Source organism: Streptomyces sp. NPDC058697, assembly GCF_042715345.1.
In the GTDB taxonomy this organism is placed as follows: domain Bacteria; phylum Actinomycetota; class Actinomycetes; order Streptomycetales; family Streptomycetaceae; genus Streptomyces; species Streptomyces liliifuscus.
Window position 1 is genome coordinate 162,880 of record NZ_JBHXSU010000003.1, and the last position, 19,013, is coordinate 181,892.

The following is a 19,013-nucleotide window of genomic DNA, read 5'->3' on the forward strand; positions in this document are numbered from 1 at the left end:
TTTCGCATCTGGAGTCACCCCGCCATGCAGGCAGAACCGAAGAAATCGCCGGCGGGGTCGCTCGTGGGTCAGGAGTACGAGGTCGAGATCGGCCCCGTCGCGCACGGCGGGCACTGCGTCGCCCGTACGGACGCCGGCCAGGTCCTCTTCGTGCGGCACGCGCTGCCCGGTGAGCGGGTCGTCGCACGGGTGACGGACGGCGAGGAGGACTCGCGCTTCCTGCGGGCGGACGCGGTGACCGTGCTGGAGGCGTCCAAGGACCGCGTCGAGGCGCCCTGTCCGTACGCCGGTCCTGGCCGCTGCGGTGGCTGCGACTGGCAGCACGCCAAGCCGGGCGCACAGCGGCGGCTCAAGGGCGAGGTCGTCGCCGAGCAGCTCCAGCGGCTCGCGGGCCTCACCCCGGAGGAGGCCGGCTGGGACGGCACGGTGATGCCGGCCGAGGGCGACAAGCTGCCCGCCGGTGACGTACCCGCCTGGCGTACGCGCGTGCAGTACGCGGTCGACGAGGACGGCAACGCCGGTCTGCGCCGCCACCGTTCGCACGAGGTCGAGCCGATCGAGCACTGCATGATCGCCGCGCCCGGGGTCTCCGAGCTGGGCATCGAGAAGCGCGACTGGTCCGGCATGGAGTCGGTCGAGGCGATCGCGGCGACCGGTTCGCAGGACCGCATGGTGATCCTCGAACCGCGGCCCGGCGCCCGCCTGCCCCTCGTCGAACTCGACAAGCCCGTCTCCGTGATGCGCGTCGAGGAGCACGACGGCGGTATCCACAAGGTCCACGGCCGCGCCTTCGTCCGCGAGCGCGCCGACGGCCGTACGCACCGGGTCGGCAGCGGCGGCTTCTGGCAGGTCCACCCGATGGCGGCCGACACGCTCGTCAAGGCCGTCATGCAGGGCCTGCTCCCGCGCAAGGGCGACATGGCCCTGGACCTCTACTGCGGCGTCGGCCTCTTCGCCGGCGCGCTGGCCGACCGCCTCGGCGACAAGGGCGCGGTCCTCGGCATCGAGTCCGGCAAGCGTGCGGTGGAGGACGCCAAGCACAACCTCGCCGCGTTCGACCGCGTCCGCATCGAACAGGGCAAGGTCGAGACGGTCCTCCCGCGCACCGGCATCACCGAGGTCGACCTCATCGTCCTCGACCCGCCCCGCGCCGGCGCCGGCAAGAAGACGGTCCAGCACCTCGCCTCCCTCGGCGCCCGCAAGATCGCGTACGTGGCCTGCGACCCGGCCGCGCTGGCGCGGGACCTGGCGTACTTCCGCGATGGGGGGTATCGGGTGCGGACGCTGCGGGCGTTTGATTTGTTTCCCATGACCCACCACGTTGAGTGCGTCGCGATTCTTGAACCTGCCGCGAAGGGCTCCTGACCTGCGGTTTTGTGCGTGCGCATTATGTGCGGTGCGGGCGTCACGGGCGATATCTTGACGCTGAAATGACGCCCGTGACGCTCGTTCTGATGGGGTGTCAGTCGTGGTTCGTTGTTGGTCAGGCGATTTGATGCGTAGTCCGGCTGAGGGGTACCGCTGGGAATTTCGCGATCCCAAGTAGTTGTGCCCAGCCGCTTATGAGTAGTTCTCGGCGGGTTCTTGGTCTCCTGGTGGTGCAGGCCGCAGGCATCCGTGGCCTACACAAACGATGGAGTCGTCGGACTCTGTCCGTTCAGCGAGCCTGTCGGTGATCCACCGGATCAGGTCACTTCCCGTAGTACGCGTTGTAGATCGAGATCGTCGACTTGTTGCCCTTCTTGTCGGCGATCTTGGCGTGGAACGAGATGCCCTTGCCCTTGGCCGGGTTCGTGACCGCGATCTTGCCGTTCTTGACGGTGACCTTCTTCCAGGTCTGGCCGTAGTCGTACGACACGTACACCGACAGGGACTTCAGGTTCGAGCCCGCTGCCGAGCCCTGGACGGTCACCGGGACGGAGACCTTCTTGCCGGCCGGGACCTTGCTGTCCAGTCCGACGGCCGCGTCGAAGCGGATCGCGGACGCGGGCAGCTTGGCCAGGTCGGCCTTCTTCGAGCGGAAGGTCCAGCTGGCGTCGACGCGGGTGGAGGCCGCGGCGATCTTGACGCTGCGCTTGACCGAGGTGGTCAGCTTGTACGCGGCGTCACCGGCCGGGACCTTGAAGACGCCCTGCCCTTCCAGCGGGTCGCTGTTCGAGCCGACCTTGGCGCCGTTGCGGTAGAGGGTCGTGGTGGCCGACGAGTAGAGCGACCCGCCGACGTGGGTCTTGCCGTCGGCGAACAGCGGCAGGTAGCCGTAGATGCCGTTGCCCTCGCGGTAGATGCCCAGGCCGGAACCGATGCGCGGGCCGAAGACCGCCGTGTTGAAGGTCTTCTCGTAGCTCTTGTCGGCCTTGAGGGTCTGCGGAGCGCCGAGCGTGTAGACGGCCTCGACGATCGGTGAGCCGTCTTCGTCGACCCCGCCGTGCTGCTCGAAGTCGAGTTTCCACTTCGCCCCGCCCGCGGTGGACAGGCGCAGCGTGCGCGTGCCGGGCAGCGTCTGCTGGACCCCGGGTGCAAAGGTGCTTGTACTGCCAGGCAGTTCGCCCCAGGCGTAGATCACGCCCTTCTTGCCGCTCGACGAGGCACCCAGACCGGTCTTCACCGTGGCCAGTTCACTCGCCTTGTAGCGCTTGGTGTAACCGGTGGCGAGTTGCTTGACCTTGCCGCCGGCGAGGGTGTCGTACTCCTCGGCGGGCTTGACCCAGTGACCGCCCCACTGCTGGTACAGGCTGCCGTCGGTGATCGGCGGGCCGGCGTGCGCGGTACGGAAGTTGGCGTACGAGTCCAGCCACCAGCCGTACGAGTTACTGCCGTCCGGCACGCCGACGGTGTACAACGGCGTAGCGACCTCCGACTTCGCCGCCGCGTCGGGCACGGCGATGTCCACCCGCTTCGCGGTCCGCGCGTCCACCGTGATCGTGGCCTTCTTGGTGATGCTCAGCTTCGGCTGCGTCACCCAGTCGAAGCCCTTGGCGGAGTCATCCGGGTCGACGTAGACGGACGAGTTGAAGATGTAACCGCCCTTGGGAACACGGACCTTGACGGTGCCGGACTCGTCGTGGGGCGCGTACCACTTGCCTTGTGCCAGCCCGGAGACACCGTCCAGGCTGGTGCCGTAGTACTTCGCCGGGTTGCCGTCACGGCCAAGGAACTTCAGCGTGACGTCGTACGACTCCACCTCGCGCTGCACCGCCGCCGCCGTGCGTACGCTCTGGCCGCCGCCCGTCGCGGTCACGTACGCGGAGTAGGCGCCGTCGAGCGTGCCGCCCTGCTTCGTGTCGACCGTGAGGTCGGCGGAGGCCGTGCCGCCCGCCGGGACGGTCAGCGTCTTGGTGCCGAGCGTGAAGAAGCCGGCCGGTGCGGCTTGCCCCTTCGGGTCGGTGGCCGTCGCCGCGAGGGTCAGCGTGACATCGGTCTTCCCGAGGTTCTTGTACGTGACCTTGTCGGTGACCGGGGTGTCGTCGGTGTGCGGCCACTGCTGGATGCCGAAGCTCACCGACGTCGGGTCGGCGACCACGGTCTGCCTGATGGCCTTGTCGACCTGGATCCGGCCCGAACCCTGCTGGAACGGCGTGTAGGCGCCGCCCTTGGCGGAGCCGGTCAGCGCGCCCTTGAGCTGGGTGTACGTCCAGTCGGGGTGCTGCTGCTTCAGGATCGCCGCGGCGCCCGCGACATGCGGGGTGGCCATCGACGTACCCGAGATGCTCACGTAGCCGGCCGGCTTCTCGCCGACCTCCTGGGCTATGACGCTGCCCGGGGCCGAGGCGGCCGTGACGTCCACGCCGGGCGCGGTCACGTCGGGCTTGATCTGTCCATCGAGGCCGGGGCCCATGCTGGAGAACTCGGCCGGCTTGTCCTTGTCGTCGACGGCGCCCACGGTGAGCGCGGCTTCCGCGCTGCCCGGGGAGCCGATCGTCTGCTCGGCCCCGTCGTTGCCCGCGGCGATCGCGAAGAGGGTGCCCTTCTCCTTGGACAGCTTGTTGACCTGGGCCTCCAGCGGGTCGATGTCGGGGGTGTCCCCGCCGCCGAGGCTGAGATTCACGACGTCGGCGCCCTGCTCGACCGCCCAGTCCATGCCGGCGAGGATGCCGGAGTCGTCGCCGGAGCCGTCGTCGCCGAGCACCTTGCCGTTGAGCAGCTTGGCGCCCGGTGCGACGCCCTTGTACTTGCCCGCGGACTTGGCGCCCGTACCGGCCGCGATGGACGCCACGTGCGTGCCGTGGCCGTACTTGTCGGTCGCGTCGGGGGACGTGGAGAAGTTCTTCTCCCCGACCACCTGCTCCTTGAGGTCCGGGTGGGTCCTGTCGACACCGGTGTCGAGGACGGCGATCTTGACGCCCTTGCCGTCGTACCCGGCGGCCCAGGCCTTGTCGGCGCCGATCTGCGGGACGGACTTGTCGAGGCTGGCCTTGCGGACCCCGTCGAGCCACACGTGGGCGACACCGGAGGCGGTGCGCGCGTTGCCGCCCTGCGCGTCGGTGACCGCGGCCCAGAGGTCGCTCGCGTCGCCCTTGGGCGTCAGGACCGCGTCCGCGTTCAGCGACTTGAGAGTCCTGCGGACCTCGGTGTCACCTGCGTCACGGACGTCCGCCTTCGCCGCCGCGGCCGCGCCGCGGTAGCCGACGATCAGCTTGAGGCCCTGCTTCTGGGCCTTGCGGTTGGCCGACTTGTTGAGCTCGGTGACGTCGAAGAGCCGCTGGTCGAGCTTGCCGGTGGCGATCAGCCGCGCGGCGTCGGCCGGCACGACGAGCGTGTGCCCGCCGGCCGTGCGGACCTGGACGGGTATCCCCTCACGGCCCTTGGCCCGCTCCAGGCCGACGACGCGGCCCTTGGCGTCGACGACCACACGGTCGCCGGTGATCAGGGTGATGCGGTGCTTGGGCGCGGTCTGCACGGCCGAGGCGCCGGCCGGGTCATTGGCTGCACGCTCGGGCTCCGCCGACGCCGGGCTGGTCATGCCCGCCGCCAGGGCCACGGCTGCCGCCGTGGCGATCGTGGCCGCGCACGCTCTTTTCACTTGTCTGCGCAAGTCTCCCCCTGGAGGCTGTCTGAGAACTTGTTGTCTTCCGGGTGTAATCGCTGGCTTTCTGCTGTTCAGGCGTAAATTTGCCGCCGCCCGCTTCGCCATTGACGCGGTGTTCCTCATGCCGGCTCGTAAGGACAAGGGTTCGCTTTCGCCCGCCCGCTCGGACTTCCCCTTCGCCTGTGGCGTGATGATGGCCCGTCGTGCCCTTGAGCTTGACCGCCTCGGCTCAGCAAGCACCCCCGCGTCACCGCAGACGCGCCCGAGGCTGGGGACCGCCATCGGTCACAGGCCGGAGCGGTGACTGACGACGGGCGCGTGCGGGCGGGGGAACCGTCCTGGCCGCAGCGGGGGCATGTTCAGCAACGGACACGTGTGGCAGGGCCTTTCAGCAGTGGCGAAAACGCTCCGCCAGCGTGCCAGGACCTCGTTGACCGGATGCTGATCCAACCTGACCGGCCGATCAGGAAGGCGGGCCGGCGCTGTGCGAGGCTGCACCGCATGCGCATCCTGGTGGTCGAAGACGCGGTGGATCTTGCCCACACTCTGCACACGGTCTGACCGCCGAGGGTTACAGCGTCGACTTCGCCCATGACGGCCGGCAGGGACTGTGGATGGCCCGGACCGGCGAATACGCCCTGGTCGTACTGGACTTGATGCCCGCCAAGGGGCAAGCGGCTTCCAAGGGTTACCGTGGGGCCAGGAAGTGGCGGGCGAAGACGTACCAGAAGATCGCCCGCAGCGGCAGGACACCGGCCGCAAAAGGGCCAAGTCCGTCGTGACTCACCACGACGCGATCGCTGTCGAGGACTTCAAGCCGAAATTCCTCGCCAGGACCAGCATGGCCAGGAAGGCCGTCGACGCCGCCGTCGGCGCCACCAAACGGGCCCTGACCGAGATGGGCCGCAAGCACGGCGGGACATCCACGTCGTGAACTCTGCGTACACCACGATGGACGCGTCATGCTCGTCCGGCTCGACCTGCTGCTCGCGAGCCAGGGCGACGGCCGCATACCAGCGCCGCCGCTGCTCTGCCTCGCGCAATTCCCTCTCCCGCTCCCGGCCTTCGGCTTCCGCCGCGAGGTGTTCGAGATCCTGCAGGAGGTGCCCCAGCCGCGACCCCAGCGTCCACCGCGCACCGTCGCTGTAGAGGGCAACCGAGAAGCCCACGCTCCTCGACTCGCCTCAGCGCTCAGCAATCTGGGAGCCGATCTGGCCGACCGGGCAGACTGGTCCGGTGCCGTGCGCGGGGCCGAGGAGGCTTTGGCGCTCAGACGTGAGCTGGTGAGTCGACACCCGAAGGCCTTCGAGCCCCAACTCGCCAGGTTGTTGTGGTGGATGGCAGGCATCCGGCTGCGGGGCGATCACGACCTGCCCGATGCGTCGGGCGAGATCGAGGAGGGGCGGTACGGCTGTACTCGCGGCTGGCGTCCGACCTTCCCGACGTGTATCAGGACGACCTCATGGCCGTACGGCAACTTGCTGCGGTTATCAACCAGTTGGTCGACGCGTCGGACGGTTCGGCTGTCCGAAGCGCCCGTGAGTGAGCCGCGCTGATGACGTTTCACGACGAGGTCAGCGAGTCGGCGAAATCCGACAGGGAGCACAACGGCACGGAGGGGTCCGACTCGCTCGATCGCTCCCCGGACGTTGTGGTCGGTAGCCCCAGTTCCTGGCGTACGCGTTCGGCCGCGGCCTCGGGCAGCGGATTGCTGCGCTGCCGCATGACCATCCGCCGTACCGCGAGGTTGTGGCAGGCGTCCGCGAGGCCAGGCAGATGCGCGTCGGGGTGCTGTGTGGCCAGCGACTGATACAGGGCGAGGGCCTCTCGGGAGCAGTCCAACGCCTCGGCCCCCCGGTCGCTCCGCGTGAGTAGGCGGCCGATGTTGTCCAGGGCCATGGCGAGGACCGGCTCATACTCTCCGGGAAAGCGTCCGACCTGACGGCGGCGGATTTCGACGGCTCCGGAGCGGGAGGGAGTGCCTCGTCCCAGCGGTCCGCCTCGCTGAGCCGTGCGGCGAGATTGTCCAGGGCGCGGGCGAGGTTGTCCTCGTAGGCGTCGGAGTTCACGGCGACCAGACGTCTATTGACATCCACGGACTCCACCGTGACGGCCAAGCGCCTGCTGTTGGTCGTCGATGGGCGGCCACCACGGTCTCCCGACGGCCCTGTCCTGCCTGCCCACTCCCGGCAACCAGAGCTACAAGCGGGCGGAGGCGCAGTTGCACCAGGTGGTGCAGGAGACCATCGACCGCTACCGCCGTTCGGGCGACGGCCGTCGACACCACGCTTGGTGGGCTGCCCGTACCGGCCGGCACCGAGCTGTCGTACAGCCCCTTCCTGCTGAACCGGGACGCCCGCTGCTTCGACGCCCCCGACAGCTACCTGCCCCTCGGCACCGGGAACGGCAAGTGCCTCGGTGACGTGTTCGCCCTCACCGAGGCTCAGGTCATTGCGGCCCAGTACCGGACGCGGGTGGGGCGGGTGTCCGGGGTGCGGTAGGGGGCGTCGGCGGGATCCGGCTTGCGACGCCCTCGATGAAGGTGTTGAGCCCGTACGCGAACCGTTCCGCCGGGTCGGTGCTCATGAGGGAGTCGAAGGCCTCCGCGTACTGGGGCGACAGCGCGCTCGCGAGCTGGTTCTCACCGCTCTGCCACCCCTCGTCCGGCGCGTGGGCCTGGTTCTGTTCGTCGATGGTGTGGCCGAGTACGTAGTAGTAGAGGGAGAAGGCCAGCGATCCGGCCTGGGCGGGGGCCAGGCCCGTGCCGCAGAGGACGTCGACGACGAGACTCCCGGCGGTGATCGAGTTGGCGCCGGTGGCATGGGTGCCGCTGACCAGGCGCGCTCCGTCCCGGTGCGACAGCATGGCCGTCCGGAACCGCTGGCCCAGGACATAGATCTGTTCGCGCCAGGGAGCCTCGGGCAAGGGGACCCCGACCCCCTCGGTGAGCTTGTTGGCCATCGCCTCCAGCAGGGCCGCCTTGTTCGGGAAGTGCCGGTAGAGGGCTCCTCCGTGCACGTTGAGCGCAGCACCGAGCTTGCGCATGGTCAGTCCGTCCAGCCCTTCGGTGTCGAGAAACTTCAGGGCCCCTTCGACCACGTCGGCCTTTCGCAGCAGCATGCGTCGCTCCATCGTTGACAACCCCCGAATCATATAGCTAGCGTAAACGCTGTTCACAGTAAACGACGTTCACGGTGAACGACGTTCACCAGGAGGCGCAATGTCTGCATCCTCAGAGTCACCTCCCACCCCCGCGGTCCTGCGGCCGAATCTGCCGCTCGGCGTCGTGGTGGCCATCTCGTGCGTGGCGCTCTTCATGGTGGTGCTCGACACCACGATCGTCACGCTCGCCCTGCCGCAGATGCGCGACGCACTGGACATGTCGGTCAGCCAGCAGCAGTGGGTCGTCACCGGCTATCTGGTCACTCTCGGCGGTCTGTTACTGCTGGCCGCCAGGGCGGGCGACCTGTTCGGCCACAAACGGGTGTTCCTGTTCGGCCTGATCGTCTTCACCGCCGCCAGCCTCACGGGCGGCGTGGCGACCGACCCCACCATGCTGATCGTGTCCCGGCTCATCCAGGGCGTCGGCGCCGCCGCACTCACGCCCACCAGCCTGAGCCTCATCACCACGAGTCACACCGACGAGACCCAGCGGCAGCGCGCCCTGGCCCTGTGGAGCATCACCATCGCGTTCGCCGGCACGGCCGGCGTACTCCTCGGCGGCGTGCTCACCAGCGAGCTGAACTGGCGGTGGGTGCTCTTCATCAACATTCCCCCCGGCATCGCGCTGTTCGCCGCGACACTCTGGTGCCTGCTCCCCGCCCGGGTCGGCACCAAGCCGGTCCGGCTCGATCTCCCCGGCAGCCTCTGCGTGACGCTGGGCATCGCGGCGCTCACCTACGGGCTCTCGCAGGCGGAGGCGGACGGGTGGGGGTCCTCCAACGTCCTTGTCGCCCTCGGCGCGGCGGCGGTCCTCATCGCGGGCTTCGTGGCCGTGCAGCTGACCAGCTCCCAGCCGCTCATCCCCCGGGCGCTGCTCCGACTGCGCAGTCTGCTGCTCGGAAACCTGATCATGCTCATGCTGGGAGTGGTCCTCAACGCGTCCTTCTTCTTCATCTCCCTGTACCTGCAGCAGGCCATCGGCTACAGCGCCCTGCGAGCCGGTATGGCCATGGTTCCGGTGACCCTCATCGTCATCGTCGGCGGCTTCGTCTCCCGCAAGGTCGTCCTCGTCCTCGGCCCCCGGAACCTGATCATCATGGGTGGGCTCGTGGTCGCGGCCGGTATGGCCTGGCTGGCCGCGGTGCCCGCCCGTCCCCCGGTCTTCCTGGCCCACATCCTCGGGCCGACCCTGATCGTCGGCATCGGCCTGGGCTTCCTGCTCCTGTCGATCACGCTCACCGGCACTTCCGACGTCGATCCCGAGGACGCCGGCGCGGCCTCCGGGCTGCTCAACACCTCCCGCCAGGTCGGCGGAGCGGTCGGCCTCGCCGTGCTGTCGACCATCGCCGCCACCGCGACCACCGACGCGGTCGGCGACTCCGATCCCGTCGAGGCGCTCGTTCACGGGTACAGCGTCGCCTTCCTGATCTGTGCGGGCGTCATGGTCGTCGTCTCCCTGATCGCGCTGGCCCTGCCGAACGTCAAGGTGCCCAGGCCGGAGGCCGAAGCGAAGGCCGGCGAAGTCGGCGAGGAACGGTCGGCGAACGCCACGTCATGAACCGGATCTCACGCGTCGACGACGGTCCCGCCCGGCAGGGCGGGAAAGCCGGGCGCCGCACCGTCGACACCCGGGCGGGGGCTGGTCCTGACCTCCCGGCTGGTGACGGAGAGCGGCCCCAGCCCCGCCAGGGCATCGAGCACCTGGGGCATCAGAGCCCCGGGGGCCGACCGGGCGGGAACCACGCCGATCGCGTTCACACCGGTCAGCCAGGCGGCCGTGAGATCACCCGCGGCCGCCAGGCGGCGGACGGCCCGGCCGCCCGCGGCGGCTTCCGCCTCCAGATGACCGGCGTCCGGATCGTCGGCGGCCCCCAGGACCAGCGTCAGGTCGACGGCCTCGGCCACCGAGCGGACGGCCGCCGCCCGGTCGGTGGCGGCGTAGCAGAGCGCGTCGTAGTGCTGCCCGCGCACACGGGGGTAGCGCTCGCGCAGAGCAGTGATCATCCCGGCCGCGTCATCGACCGCGATCCCGGTCTGCACCACGAGGGAAAGCCTCTCCGGATCGACCCCGAACCGCTGAAGATCGGACGCCTGTGCGGCATCCCGCATCGTCAGCACCGACTCCGGGGCCTGCGACACAGACACCAGTTCCCCCGCGGTGTCGCGGGCCCCGGTCATCAGCACCACCGTGTCGCCACGGTGGGCATAGACCTCGACGTCGCGATGGGCCAGAGCGGCCAGCGGGCAGGTCGTGTCCACCACCCCGAGCCCGCGTGCGGCGGCCTCCGCCCGCACCGGCAGGGGTACGCCGTGCGGCGGGAACGCCACCACTGCGCTGTCCGGTACGGCGTCCAGATCGTCCGCGAACGCGACACCGGCCTCGGTGAGCCGCGCGATCCGGTCGACCGCGGCGACCGGCCGGCCGTACACGTACACCGGCACGTCCCGCCGCGCCTCGCGGGCCGCCCGGAGGGTGGCCTCGACACCCGCCCGGGCACCCGCGCAGTCGGGTTCGGGCGCCGCCACCAGCAGACGGCGCGACCGCAACAGCCCGGCCCACTGCGCGACAAGCTCCGCGCAGATGTCCACGGCCGCGCGGTCATCCGCGTGCGCGGCCGCGCCCAGGCCGACGGCCCGGCCGTCCAGCTCCAGGTAGGAGGCCATCACGAGCACCGCGTCGCCGGTGCCGGAGGCTTCTGCCGTCCCGTCCATCGGATGGAGCCGGATCCGCCGTCCACCGGGATCGGGTTCGCCGCGTCCCAGCGCCGCGGCGAGCAGCGGAGCCGCGGGCGAGCCGACCGTTCCCCGCTCGGGATGCGTTGTGCCGGTGGCCACCACGATCTCCCCCGGCCGGACCCCGCTGACGGAGAAGCGTTCCACCCGCATCGTTCGATTCATGATCATTCACCTCGGATGGCTGAACTGGATGTCGTCGGCACTTACGAGGCCACCGTCTCCGGAGTCCAGGCGGTGGCGGTGCGGACCAGCAACTGCCTGACGGCGCGGTGGGTGCGCTGCGGATGAAGCCGGGATCGCAGGGCGTTCATCGCGGTGGTGGCGCGCCCGCACGTCAGGAACGTCGAGTCGTCGAGAAAGGCGTGCCAGACGGTGACGGCCTGGTCGAGATCGCCCTGATCCAGATGCAGCCCGGCAAGCCGGGCGTGGCCGAGGGCGCGCGAGCGGCGCTCCTGCTGCGGCCGGTGGCGGGCGGCTTCGGTGAGCGTGGCGATCGCTCCCTTACGGTCACCGAGCAGGGTTCGCACGGCCGCCTCCTGGTTCGCCAGCGACGCGGGGTGGTACCGGCCCAGGGTGCCGCCGCCGTCCGCCGCCGTCCGGGAGCACGCCTGGTCCAGACGCCGTTCCGCGGCCGAGATGGCGGTCAGCGCGTGGTGCCGGTTCCCAACGGCGGCGGCGGCCACCGCGACCTGGCCCAGGAAGAACGCCTGGCGGGCCGGGCCGGTGGCGGACCTGCTGATCGTCGCCGCGGACTCGGCGAGGTCGACGGCGTGCTGACGGTGCCCCAGACTCTGCGCCTGAACCGACAGCCCCCGCAGTGTGACGGCGTAGCCGGCCGGGTCGTTGTTCTCGCCGGCCAGCCTCAGAGCGGCCCGGTAGTACTGCTGGCCCAGCCCGTGGCACCCGTCGTCGAAGCACATGAACGCGGCCAGATAGGTGAGCTGAGTGGCGGCCGTGAAGAACCTGCGCCGCAGCGCCGGGGTCCCGGCGGCATAGAGCCTGGGAGCGATGTCGAAGGCCAGATAGCAGGACAGTTCCGCGCGGGCGTGGCCGCCGCCGAAGGAGTCGTCGAGGTCGGAGAAGAGCCGTACCATCTGCTCGGCCGTGGCCACTTGCCCCGGCTCCAGCCGCTGCGCGCACGACGGGTCCGGCCAGGGCGGCAGCCCGGGCGGACCGGCCGCGGCCTGCGCCCACCCGGGCACGTCGAGAGCGGCGACGCGGTAGGCGGTGGCGGACAGCATCCGACGCCGGCTCTCGCCGGACTGCGCCAGGCCGGTCAGTACCGAACCGACGTCCGGGGGCGGGGCATCGGCGTCCGGCGTCCGGTCGGCAGCGGCGCGGGAGCGAGGTTTCGGCTCCCACTCCTCCCGGACGACCGGACCGGTGGCCGGCCCGGCGAGCCCCAGGTCGGCGAGGCCGACCGGACGGCGCAGCCCGCGCGAGATCGCCTCGGCGATCAGCTCGGGCACCGGCGAACGGGGGCGCCGGCCGGCCAGCCAGTGCGTCACCGACCGCCGGTCCAGCCGCATCACCACACCGGACTCGGCGGCCACCGCGTTGACCTGCCGGGCGAGGAAGTCCTCGGTCCAGCCCGCCTCGGCCAGCAGTCCCCGTAACAGCCTGTTCGGCACCTTAGGCTTCGTCATGACGCGTACCAGCCCCCCACGATCGCCGCGTATTTCCCGAGCCTTCTGTCGGCCTTTCTGTCGGCCAAATGGGAGGCTACCAATCTGATTGATCGGGAAATAGTGACAATTGCATCTGTGATCGTGAGTTGTGGAGAACTCACCCGGGCGAAATGGCCAGGGCGAGCGACAGATCCTCTTCGGAGTTGATCCATACGGTCACCGGAACTCCGCGGTAGGACGCGGTCAAAGCGCCGTCGGCCGGGTGCAATTCGATCCGCCAGAACAGGAAATCGCCCAGAGACCCGGTGCCGGACAGCGCTTTGAAAGCCGCTTCCTTGGCCGCGAACAACTCACGCGGCGTGTATTTTCCGGCCGGCGGCAGCAGTTTCAGCCTCTCCTGCCCGCTCAGGACGAACGCGGTCGCACGAGGGCTGATGACCGCGCTCTCGATGTCCACGCCGACCGCCGCCGCGCCGGGGACCACCACCGCGACCGCCAGGCGGTCGGTGTGGGAGATGGATCCGGCGAATCCGCGCGGGAAGCGCGGCCGGCCGCCGGGATCACGGGGGACGATCCGATCGGCCGCCCCGGCCGCCGCCAGCGCCGCCGAGGCCGCCCGGCGGCCCGCCGTGAACTGCTGACGCGGCCCGAACGGCCGGTGCACCGGCCGCCATCGGGGCCATACGCCCGCCGCGGCCGCAGCCGCGCCGGCGGGAACCTCCGGCCCCGCCGCTCCGTACGCCTCGGTCAACGCAGCGACACGACGTGGTCGGCCAGCGACTCGATCGAGCGGAGCGCCTCGGGCCGGACGTCCTCGTCCCATTCGAAGCCGAACGCGTCCTCCATCGCCACCAGCAGGCTGACCAGCGCGGTGGAGGACATGCCCGCCTGACGGAGGGACACGGCGTCCGACACATTGCCGACGAGGCGGTCGTTGCCGAACAGATCGACGAGCAGCGCCCGGATGCGCTGCCGGACCTCGAGTGTCCCGTCAGACACGCGATTCCACGTCCTTGACGAATTCGAGGATGATCTGCTGGAAGGCCCCGGCGTCGTCGAAGAAGGGCTGGTGACCGGCCTTCGGAATGATCCGGCAGGTGCCGTCCTGGAACTGGTCGGCCAGCTCCTGGGCGCCCGTCGGGCTCAGCAGGAGGTCGTCGTCGCCCACGACGACCAGCGTGGGTGCGGCGATACGCGGCGGCAGGTCGGGGCTGTGGGTGTCGTTCGCGGCGCTCTTGAAGCTCTGGGCCAGCTCCTCCGGGTCGGAGACCGCCATGAAGGCCTCCCGCAGCCCCAGGAAGCCCGGGGTGCCGAGCGCCTCGTTCATCTCCGAGCTGAACATCTCGGGGTAGAGGTGGTCGAACACGGCCGCGAGACCGTGGCTCTCCAGCGTCCGCAGCCAGTTCCGCTGCAACTGCTTCTGGCGGCGCATGCCCTGCGGGCCGAAGACCGGGCCCGACAGCACCAGGCCCTTGACGCGGTCCGGGTGCCACAGCGCCATGTCCCGGGCGAAGACCGTGGTGGTGGACGAGCCGATCAGATAGGTCGACTCGATCTCCAGCGCGTCGAGCATCGCGATCAGATCGGCCGCGTGCTCCTCCCAGGTCGGCTCCTTCTCGACCCGCGAGGAGGCCCCGTGATTGGCCAGGTCGTAGACCAGGACGCGGTGGTGCTGGGCCAGTTCCCCGGTGAACCCGCGCCAGATCGGCGCGGTCGCGACGAGATTGGGGAGCGGGGTGATGACGGTGCCTTCACCGCGGGACTCGCAATAGAGCTCCACGCCCTCCCTGGTGCGAATTCGCGGCGCGTCGTCACGGTATGACAGATCCAGCCGGGACATGTTCTCGACGATTGACATGGAATCTCTATCCTGTTCCTGTTTCGAAGATCTCGACACCTCGAAGGATGCGAGCGAAGTCGGCGACGATCTCGGCCGCCGGCTGTCCACCGGAAATGGCGCCGCAGGACAGCCCGCAGTACATCGCCATTTCCTCGATCCGGCCGCTGGTCGCCTCCGTCGGCGCCGCGGCGCTGAACCGCGGTATCAGATACGGCTTTCCCTCGACCACCGTCCGGCCGATGAATTTCCTGGCCTGTTTCGCGTCGCGGGTGGCGGACGTCTCCAGCACACGGTGACGCCTGCCCGGCCACCCGATCTCGTAGACGTCGGAGATCACCGTGTCGGTCTCGTTGGCGGTGCTCACCGCTTTCTTGAAGTAGGGGTGGGCCCGCGACTCGTGCGCGACGACGAAGGCGGTGCCGAGCAGTACACCGTCGGCGCCCGCGGACAGGACCCTGGCGGCCTTGGCCGGTGATCCGATGCCGCCGGCGGCGACGATGCAGGCCTCCGGCAGCTCCTCGCGCAACGCGGTGACCATGGCGTCCCGGCGGGTCTCGCCCAGGAGATGGCCGCCCGCCTCGATACCCTGCGCCACCACCACGGAGCCGTGTCCGGCGGCCCGCACACCGTCCTGCACGGTCCCGACCTGGACGACGAGGTGCCGTCCCGCCGCGTTGATCCGATCGAACACGGCGTCGTCCGGCATGCCGAAGAGGGACAGGTACACCTGCCGGGGCGTCTCGTCGAGCACCTGCGTGACCTGCCGGTCGAGCTCTTGTGGCCCGACCACCTCCGGAATGAGGTTCACGCCGACGGGCCGGTCGGTCCCCGCGGTCAGCCGGGCGAGCACGGCCGACAGCCCGTCGCCGGCCAGTTTGTAGCCGCCCACGCAACCCGCCGCCCCGGCGTTGGACACCGCGCACGCCAGTTCCGGCCCCGCGACACCTCCCATGCCCGACTGGAGCAGGCTCACTTCGACGCCGAGCACCTCGGCCAGCGTGTTCCGCATCAGCCCAGACGCTCCACCGCGGACGCGGCGGCCTCGGCGCTGCCGAACCGCTCCGTCAGGGCGTGCACCCAGCGCTCCAGGCCGAAGGCGAGACAGCTGGTGTGCGCCAGGTCGTCGCCGGCCCGGATCGAGCACCGTTCGCCGAAGAAGTTCCGGTGGTAGTTCACCGAGCCGATCGCCAGCCCGTCGACGACGAACTCCTCCTTCACCGGGAACAGACGCTGCATCTTGGCCTTGCCGCCGTTCTTGTCGAAGAACGGATCGGTGGCGACCTCCAGATGGACGTCCAGCCCGAGCTCGGCGCACAGGGTCGTCACGGCGTCCTTGGCACGGAGCAGATGCTGCTTGGCCCCGTCCTCGGGTCCGATGAAGACGATCTCCCGCATGGAGAAGCCGAGGAGCCGCTGCAGACCGTCGTAGTGGTCCTCGTTGCGGAAGCAGGTTCCGAGTGTGGTCCGCAGCGTCCCGTCCGGGGGCAGCTCGGAGCCGGCCAGATCGAGGTAGACCGCGTAGCAGGCGGCTGACGGCAGCGCGAAGCCGGTCGGCTCCATCACCTCGGCCGGAATCCGGTCCAACGGCCGGGGCGCTTCGGCCAGCAGGGCCCCGAGGCGCTTCGGATCCAGCCGGGTGGCCGCCAGTCCCAGATGGGGGAAGTTGTCGAAATAGTCGAAGGTGTCGAGGTCCTTGCTCCCGATCAGGAACGGGAACCGGTACTCCGGGGCCTCCCAGGTGCGGGCCAGGCGCAGGAACGCCGTGTCGATCGCCCGCAACAACCGCAGCTGGCTGCCGTCGAGTACCTTCAGGCCGTTGTCGGTCGTCGTGGTCATTGCGCTGCCTTCTGCTTGAAGAATCGGGCTTCGATCGCATCGAGGCTGCGGAAGTCGTCCAGGTCCAGATCTTCCGGATCGATCAACTCGCCGGTCAGCTCCTCCAGCAGGAAGATGAAGTCGACGAAGGCCAGGGAGTTGATGGCCCGGCTGTCGATCAGATCCATCTGGGGGGCCAGCAGGCCGATCGTCGGGTTGCGCTCCAGGATGAAGGCCCGGACGTCCTGCATCGGATCGGCCGTCATGCGATCAGTTCCTTTCCGGCGCCCGCCCTGGTCAGGAACTTCCTGGTCCGCTTCAGGATCTGATCGTGCGCCAGCAGCCGGGCGGGGTGCTCCAGCGCGCGGCGCCGCAGCGCCAGCCCGTCCGGGATGCCCGCGTCGCGGTAGGCGGCGGGGTTGTAGAGGGTGCCGATGCTGTACTGGAGATAGCTCTCCAGGTACGCGGCGACCGCCGGCACCTCCGCCGGGTCGCGCTTGGCCACCTGGCCCAGCAGATCGGTGAAGATCATCCGGCCGAACGCGACGTGCCTGCTCTCGTCCTGGTGGTGCACGCGGTTGATCTCGCGGGCGATGTGCGGCAGGGCCTCGTCGGTCGCCATGTGCGCGTTGAAGTGGTCGACGATCTCCTCGAAGATCAGGATGCGCGCGAAGATGATCGCCTCACGGGCCACCGGCGAGAGGTGGGACACGGAATCGGCCCGCAACGTCGGCTGCGCCGGGTACAGCTTGCCGCCGTACCGCAGGCAGAACCGGGCGAAGAACCACATGTGCTCGTTCTCTTCGCCGATGAAGTGGTGCAGAAACTCCGAGACGTCCGCATAGGCCCGCTCGTGGATGCGCATCACCACTTCGCTCATCAATTCACGGATGCCGTGAATGTTGAGGCTGAAGAAGTTGATCGCTTCGTACTTGGTCAAATCCAATTGCTGATCACGGGTGAGCTCGTCCCACATCGGCGTGCCCGCCAGCGTGGTCAGATTCTCACTCATCCACGGCTTTTCGGGCTCGATCTTCTCGGGCCAGTCGAAAATCGTGTACGGATTGTAGTAGCTGGATTCGGCCATTTGCTCGAGCCGATCCAGGTCGAGTGAGATCGGCTCAATGTCTCGTACGGCCATATGTTCTCATCTTCCCCGTAGAGTGACGCGGGCTTCCGTATTCAACGCACTGCCTGGATATCCGTATGAACCTGGATCGGCAGCTGCGAACCACAGTCGTGATGGCCGAAGGGCGCATTCCCGGATGCCGTGGACGGAATCACCTTGTTGTAGATCGACCCGAGGCACAGTTCCTGGAACTGCTCGGTGTCCGGCGAGAGCCGGGCGGCCAGTTGGGCCTTGGCGATGTCGACGGTCTTGACCGCACCGTCGTCGTCCTCGACCTCGACGCACGCGTGCGGCAGGTCGAGGGCTCCGCCGAGCACACCGCAGAACCAGCCCCGCTTCGCCTCGGCCCGGTACCCGGCCGCGCGAAAGCTCTCGGCCAGGTGCAGACTCGCCGCGATGCAGCTCGTGGCGCCCATGGCGTGCACCTGATCCGGGTGCGCCTGCATGGGTACGGGGATCATCTGCCAGCGGTAGCCGGCGTCCAGGTACTCGCCGGTCAGCCGCCGCAGCACGGGCGAGACCACCGGGGTCCGGGCGCCGGTCGTCGTCACCGTCGCCGCGTACTGCGCCGACCCCCGGCTCGCCGACGGCCCCGTGGCACCGGCGACGCTCCCACCGAACCGGAGGACGTCCGGCTCCTCCAGACGCCAGGGAGCCTCTTCCGGGCAGTCGACGCATTCCAGCGCGACCCGGAAGTCCCATTCCTTGGCACGCAGGAGTTCGTCCACCGGCCGCCGGGCGAACCGGAAGAGCAGACGGAAAGTCAGCTCCGGCTGTGTCCTCGCACTGTTCGAGTACATGCCGAGGTTGTACAGATCGTTGGCGTCGAAACAGCGCACCCCGGATCGCCGCTCGAACGGAAGCCCCGCGTCGACGAGCCTGTCGATCTCTTCCGGCTCACAGCGCAGCATTTCCTGAGCCACGGATTCCGGTTGGTTCCTGCTGGAATACTCGGCGGGCACGAACTCGATGGAGTTCGCCACCTTCTCCCAGGCGATATTTTCGGTTGCAGCTTTACGCGACACAGTCAATCTCCCGAACAGAACGACCGCGCCGACGGCTCGGCGCCCGTCATCAAAGACGCGAGGTCACGGTGAATCTGCGGACAGCCTGACAGTAACGGCCGGGCGATCCCGCACGACAGATCGGTTCTCCACTGACCCCTATGGATTTCACATGGGCGATCATGGATCGTGCGGGCCCGGCCGCCGGGGGCCACACCTTGCCGACGTTTCGAGGATCGCAAAGGAATATGCAAGAAAAGGCAATGGGCCGCAGGACTTTCCGGGCCGCCGGGCCCCCGGCATACGGAGGAGCCGCCACCGGGCGGACGTGCCGCGGGGGTACGGGATCACCCGAAGGCTCCCCGCCGGACGCGGGAGCCGCTGCCACGAAACGCGTATCCCCAGGCCAGAACGATCCTGCCTGGGGACGCTCGGTGGGCCGCATGGGACCGTTCGCTCACCAGCCAGGTGCACTCGGCGCGAGCCGTCATGCTGCGTAACGCATCTGCAGTCGTCCTCCGGGCCGACCTTTACGAGGAAATCGGGGGCAGCCCCGGAGAAGTCCAGACCGGTCGTCGTGCCGCCGGCCCCCGGCGCGGTGGCTCTGCGACGGGAAGGGGGTCAGCGAGGGGTGGTGCCGTCCCCGCTCGGCGCCTGCCTCGCCGGCGCCGGG

The 19,013-nt window shown here is 69.3% G+C and carries 16 protein-coding genes and 2 pseudogenes; 5 read left to right on the forward strand and 13 right to left on the reverse strand.

The genetic code is table 11. The annotated features are described in order from the left end of the window. The first annotated feature begins 24 nt into the window (after window positions 1-24). Window positions 25-1,365, forward strand: coding sequence for a class I SAM-dependent RNA methyltransferase (locus tag ACFWXQ_RS08655; RefSeq protein WP_383956174.1), 1,341 nt, complete (start codon window positions 25-27; stop codon window positions 1,363-1,365). Between the two features lie 325 nt (window positions 1,366-1,690). Here the strand turns inward: ACFWXQ_RS08655 and ACFWXQ_RS08660 are convergent, their stop codons facing one another. After that, window positions 1,691-5,020, reverse strand: a complete 3,330-nt coding sequence (locus tag ACFWXQ_RS08660) for a S8 family serine peptidase (protein WP_386267849.1) — start codon at window positions 5,018-5,020, stop codon at window positions 1,691-1,693. Between the two features lie 507 nt (window positions 5,021-5,527). Here ACFWXQ_RS08660 and ACFWXQ_RS08665 point away from each other — a divergent pair. From ACFWXQ_RS08665 to ACFWXQ_RS08675, 3 genes and pseudogenes are all read left to right on the forward strand, one after another. Continuing rightward, window positions 5,528-5,685, forward strand: a pseudogene (locus ACFWXQ_RS08665) (response regulator transcription factor); the annotation flags it as partial. Continuing rightward, a pseudogene (locus ACFWXQ_RS08670) lies at window positions 5,686-5,987 on the forward strand (RNA-guided endonuclease TnpB family protein); the annotation flags it as partial. Window position 5,988: 1 nt separating this feature from the next. Next, window positions 5,989-6,582, forward strand: a complete 594-nt coding sequence (locus ACFWXQ_RS08675; protein ID WP_383937045.1) for a tetratricopeptide repeat protein — start codon at window positions 5,989-5,991, stop codon at window positions 6,580-6,582. Between the two features lie 7 nt (window positions 6,583-6,589). On the opposite strand, the gene ACFWXQ_RS08680 is transcribed toward ACFWXQ_RS08675, so the two are convergent. Beyond that, window positions 6,590-6,925, reverse strand: a complete 336-nt coding sequence (locus tag ACFWXQ_RS08680) for a hypothetical protein (RefSeq protein WP_383936923.1) — start codon at window positions 6,923-6,925, stop codon at window positions 6,590-6,592. 549 nt (window positions 6,926-7,474) lie between these two features. Beyond that, window positions 7,475-8,146 carry a TetR/AcrR family transcriptional regulator gene (locus tag ACFWXQ_RS08685; protein WP_383936925.1) on the reverse strand — a complete coding sequence of 224 codons (672 nt, stop codon included), beginning with the start codon at window positions 8,144-8,146 and terminating at the stop codon, window positions 7,475-7,477. Window positions 8,147-8,246: 100 nt separating this feature from the next. Here ACFWXQ_RS08685 and ACFWXQ_RS08690 point away from each other — a divergent pair, with 100 nt between their 5' ends. Then, window positions 8,247-9,746, forward strand: a complete 1,500-nt coding sequence (locus ACFWXQ_RS08690) for a DHA2 family efflux MFS transporter permease subunit (RefSeq protein ID WP_383936927.1) — start codon at window positions 8,247-8,249, stop codon at window positions 9,744-9,746. Window positions 9,747-9,754: 8 nt separating this feature from the next. On the opposite strand, the gene ACFWXQ_RS08695 is transcribed toward ACFWXQ_RS08690, so the two are convergent. From ACFWXQ_RS08695 to ACFWXQ_RS08740, 10 genes are all read right to left on the reverse strand, one after another. After that, entirely contained in the window at window positions 9,755-11,086 is a 1,332-nt protein-coding gene (locus ACFWXQ_RS08695; protein WP_383936929.1) for a hypothetical protein, read from the reverse strand. Between the two features lie 41 nt (window positions 11,087-11,127). Then, window positions 11,128-12,570, reverse strand: coding sequence for a hypothetical protein (locus tag ACFWXQ_RS08700; RefSeq protein WP_383936931.1), 1,443 nt, complete (start codon window positions 12,568-12,570; stop codon window positions 11,128-11,130). Between the two features lie 139 nt (window positions 12,571-12,709). Continuing rightward, window positions 12,710-13,303 carry a 4'-phosphopantetheinyl transferase superfamily protein gene (locus tag ACFWXQ_RS08705; RefSeq protein WP_383936933.1) on the reverse strand — a complete coding sequence of 198 codons (594 nt, stop codon included), beginning with the start codon at window positions 13,301-13,303 and terminating at the stop codon, window positions 12,710-12,712. Further along, window positions 13,300-13,551 carry a phosphopantetheine-binding protein gene (locus ACFWXQ_RS08710; protein WP_383936935.1) on the reverse strand — a complete coding sequence of 84 codons (252 nt, stop codon included), beginning with the start codon at window positions 13,549-13,551 and terminating at the stop codon, window positions 13,300-13,302. Before ACFWXQ_RS08710 ends, ACFWXQ_RS08705 begins: the two co-directional genes overlap by 4 nt. Continuing rightward, on the reverse strand, window positions 13,544-14,410 hold the full coding sequence (locus ACFWXQ_RS08715) for an alpha/beta fold hydrolase (RefSeq protein WP_383936937.1): 867 nt from the start codon (window positions 14,408-14,410) through the stop codon (window positions 13,544-13,546). The genes ACFWXQ_RS08710 and ACFWXQ_RS08715 overlap by 8 nt, the downstream gene beginning before the upstream one ends. 7 nt (window positions 14,411-14,417) lie before the next feature. After that, window positions 14,418-15,401, reverse strand: coding sequence for an NAD(P)H-dependent flavin oxidoreductase (locus tag ACFWXQ_RS08720; RefSeq protein WP_383936939.1), 984 nt, complete (start codon window positions 15,399-15,401; stop codon window positions 14,418-14,420). Beyond that, complete coding sequence (locus ACFWXQ_RS08725) at window positions 15,401-16,228, reverse strand: hypothetical protein (RefSeq protein ID WP_383936941.1); 828 nt, start codon at window positions 16,226-16,228, stop codon at window positions 15,401-15,403. The genes ACFWXQ_RS08720 and ACFWXQ_RS08725 overlap by 1 nt, the downstream gene beginning before the upstream one ends. Next, a complete protein-coding gene (locus ACFWXQ_RS08730) occupies window positions 16,225-16,473 on the reverse strand; it encodes an acyl carrier protein (protein WP_383936943.1) in 249 nt (82 codons plus the stop codon). Before ACFWXQ_RS08730 ends, ACFWXQ_RS08725 begins: the two co-directional genes overlap by 4 nt. Next, a complete protein-coding gene (locus ACFWXQ_RS08735) occupies window positions 16,470-17,348 on the reverse strand; it encodes a diiron oxygenase (protein ID WP_383936944.1) in 879 nt (292 codons plus the stop codon). The genes ACFWXQ_RS08730 and ACFWXQ_RS08735 overlap by 4 nt, the downstream gene beginning before the upstream one ends. A 41-nt stretch (window positions 17,349-17,389) precedes the next feature. Further along, window positions 17,390-18,259 (reverse strand): hypothetical protein, encoded by an 870-nt coding sequence (locus ACFWXQ_RS08740; RefSeq protein ID WP_386267853.1) that lies wholly within the window; start codon window positions 18,257-18,259, stop codon window positions 17,390-17,392. Window positions 18,260-19,013 lie beyond the last annotated feature (754 nt).